Below are 3,488 nucleotides of genomic sequence, written 5' to 3' on the forward strand. Positions count from 1 at the left end.
GCCGACCCGAACGAGATCCCGGCCTTCGTGAACGCGCTGGTCAAGGGCGCCGACTTCGCCAAGGCAGCCGGTTCTGCAAGGGCGGCGGCTCGGACGACATCACGCTGCTGCGCAAGTCCGGCAACGCCGGGCTGAACACCGTCGCGAACCGGCTGTTCGGCACCAAGTACTCCGACCTCTGCTACGGCTACAACGCCTTCTGGGCCGACCTGCTGCCGCAGCTCGAGCTCCGGACCCGGCGGCGCCGCAGCCCGAGGACGGCTCGATGCTCTGGGGCGACGGTTTCGAGATCGAGACCGTGCTTGAACTGCCGCGTCGCCGCGGCCGACCTGACGATCACCGAGGTGCCGTCGGTCGAGCGGGAGCGCATGTTCGGCGAGACCAACCTGCGGACCTTCGCCGACGGCACCCGGGTGCTGCGTACCCTGATGGCCGAGCACCGTCGCATGGAGCAGCGTCGCAAGGCGTCCGGCTACGCCCGCTGACGCTGCTCGTACCGGCCGCCCCCGCCGGTCCGCAGCACCATGAGGAGCGATTGCACGTGAGCGCCCTGCCGACCGCCACCGTGGTCGTCTGCGTCTACACCGAGAAGCGCTGGTTCGACATCAAGGCCGCCGTCGACTCGGTTCTCGACCAGGACGTGACCCCGCTGGAGACGATCGTCGTCGTCGACCACAACGAGCGCCTGCGGGAGCGGGCCGAGCGCGAGTTCGGGCCGCTCGGGGTGGTGGTCGTCGCGAACGAGAAGAAGCAGGGCCTGTCCGGCGCCCGCAACACCGCGGTCGAGCTGGCCTCCGGCGAGGTCGTCGTCTTCCTCGACGACGACGCCGCGGCCCGCCCCGGCTGGCTGCGCGCGCTCCTCGCCCCGTACGAGGACCCGGACGTGATCGGCGTCGGCGGGATCGCCCACCCGAAGTGGCCCGACGGGCGTCCGCGGACCCTGCCCGGTGCCGCCCCCGAGGACCCGAACGCCACCGGCGAGCTCGACTGGGTCGTCGGCTGCACCTACACCGGCCAGCCCACCGAGCGGGCGGAGATGCGCAACCTCATGGGCTGCAACATGTCCCTGCGCGCCGAGGTGTTCACCCGCGTCGGCGGGTTCGCCGAGGACATGGGCCGGATCGGCAAGAACCCGCTTGGCTGCGAGGAGACCGAGCTCTGCATCCGGGCCCGGCAGGCCTACGTCGCCGACGGCCGGAAACCCGCGCATCCTGTTCGAGCCGCGCGCCGCCGTCGACCACCGGGTGTCCGACGACCGGGTCTCCTGGCGCTACCTGCTGCGCCGCGGCTGGGCCGAGGGCATCTCCAAGGCCGCCGTCTCCAAGGTCGTCGGGACCGGGGACTCGCTGTCCGCCGAGAGCAGCTACACGATGAAGGTGCTGCCCGCGGGAGTGCTCCGCGAGGCGAAGGAGCGCAACGCCGCCTCCGCCGTCGCGATCGTCGCCTGCCTCGGCGTCACCACCGCGGGCTACGTCCGCGGTCGGCTGCCCGGCGCCACCGCCCACGTGCGGCTGCCCGCGGGCCGGAACACCGGTGCCTGACCGGGCCACCGCCCCGGAGGCCCCGCACCCGCACGACACCCGGATCCGCTCCTACGTCCACCAGCGCGTCCGGCTCTCCGAGGGTCAGCAGTCCGCCTGGGACCGGCTGTGGTCGACGTGGGGCGCCGAGGTCGACGACGTCGTGGCCGCCGGGGTCTGGGACCCGGCCGCGATGTTCGGCCGGACCGCTCCGGTCGTGCTGGAGATCGGGTCCGGCATGGGCGAGACGACCGCGGCGCTCGCGACGGCGCGAGCCGGAGATCGACCACGTCGCGGTCGAGGTCTTCGAGCCGGGCCTGGCCCAGCTGCTCATGCGGATCGAGCAGGGCGGCCTGACCAACCAGCGGCTGCTGCGCGGCGACGCCGTGGAGCTGCTCACCCGGGTCGTGCCGCCAGCCTCGCTGGACGGACTGCGCATCTTCTTCCCCGACCCGTGGCCCAAGCGGCGGCACCACAAGCGCCGGTTGATCCAGCCGGACTTCGCCGCGCTGGCCGCGTCGCGGCTGCGCCCGGGCGGCCTGCTGCACCTGGCGACCGACTGGCCGCACTACGCCGAGCAGATGCGCCGGGTGGTCTCCGCGGAGCCGTCGCTGCGCCCGGACGACGCTTCCCGCTCCGGCCGGACGGCTGGCAGGACCGCCCGTCGTGGCGTCCGGTCACGAAGTTCGAGGACCGGGCCCGGCTGGACGGACGACCGGTTCGTGACCTGCTGTACATCGCCGACCACACCCATGGTGCCGGTGACACACGGAGAGTGACCGACTACGGTCAGGAGCACCCCGGACCCGGATCCCCACCCGAGTGACCCCCGAAGGACGCCCGTGACGACGGTGGAGCACGGCAAGAACTCGCACCCCGCTCCCGCGGCACCGAAGCGGCCGGTCGACCGACCGGCCGGCTTCCGGCCGAGCCCGACGCCCCGCCCGATGACGGGCCGCCGTCGGGCGCTCCGTCGGGTCCGGGTCAGGGCCCTGGCCAGGCGCCGGGGGAGTCCGCCGGGGAGCGGTCCGGACGGTCGGTGTCGATGGTCCCGCTGGTCGGGCCGGTTGAGGGTCCCGTGCAGGCGACCACCGCGCTGGCGCGGACGGGGTGGAGGCGACGACGGTCGTCGACCGGCCCTGGATGCCCCCGACGGCGCCGTGGGAACGGGGTCCGGCCGGTGAGCAGGGGCCGCCCGAGTCCGCGCAACGCCCGACCGCGGGAGGCCGCGAGCACCTCCTCACCCGGGTCGACGGCCCGGGCGCCGCGACCACGGTCGTCCGTGTCACGCCGCCGGCGGAGAACCGGGTCGCACCCCCGGCGGAGGCCACCGGCGGCTGCCCGGTCACCGGGCACGGCCGCTCCGGCGGCCATCCGCCGCCCCCGGCGGCGCCGACGAGCAGGATCCCGCCCCGGTCGACCCGGCCGCGGCCGAGGAGTTCCTGCGCCAGGTGTACGCGGAGACCGAGCCGGGTGTCCCGCTGGCGGACCGGCTGCGCCAGGTCCGTGCCGAGATCGACCGGTCCGGCACCTACACCCACACCATGCACGAGCTGGTGTTCGGCGCCCGGGTGGCGTGGCGGAACTCCGCGCGCTGCATCGGGCGCCTGTACTGGCAGTCGCTGCAGGTCCGCGACCTGCGCCACCTGCACGACCCGGCCGACATCGCGCAGGAGAGCGTCGGGCACCTGCGCGCCGCCACCCGCGGCGGGAAGATCCGCTCGACGATGACGGTGTTCGCGCCGGACGCCCCGGGGCGTCCCGGCCCGCGGATCCGCAACGACCAGCTCGTCCGCTACGCCGGGCACCGCAACCCCGACGGCACCGTCACCGGGGACCCCGGCCAGGCCGACTTCACCGACCACGTCGTCGGGATGGGGTGGCCGCGGCCGCAGCCGGCGGGCCGGTTCGACGTGCTGCCGCTGCTGATCACCGGCCCGGACGGGCGGTCCCGCTGTTCGACGTGCC

General features: G+C 74.5%; 2 protein-coding genes and 3 pseudogenes. All 5 read left to right on the top strand.

Annotated features, from left to right (window positions below):
• Positions 1-485 (top strand): annotated as a pseudogene (locus tag KPL57_RS27565) (glycosyltransferase family 2 protein); the annotation flags it as partial.
• Positions 486-565: 80 nt separating this feature from the next.
• Positions 566-1,072: pseudogene (locus KPL57_RS27570) on the top strand (glycosyltransferase family A protein); the annotation flags it as partial.
• Positions 1,073-1,244: 172 nt separating this feature from the next.
• Positions 1,245-1,541, top strand: coding sequence for a hypothetical protein (locus tag KPL57_RS27575; RefSeq protein ID WP_226353709.1), 297 nt, complete (start codon positions 1,245-1,247; stop codon positions 1,539-1,541).
• A pseudogene (trmB, locus tag KPL57_RS27580) lies at positions 1,534-2,346 on the top strand (tRNA (guanosine(46)-N7)-methyltransferase TrmB). Before KPL57_RS27575 ends, trmB begins: the two are co-directional and overlap by 8 nt.
• 625 nt (positions 2,347-2,971) lie before the next feature.
• Positions 2,972-3,488 (top strand): nitric oxide synthase oxygenase (locus KPL57_RS27585; RefSeq protein WP_308253043.1); only part of this gene is annotated, 517 nt, incomplete at its 3' end.

It is taken from the genome of Pseudonocardia sp. ICBG601, from assembly GCF_020496245.1.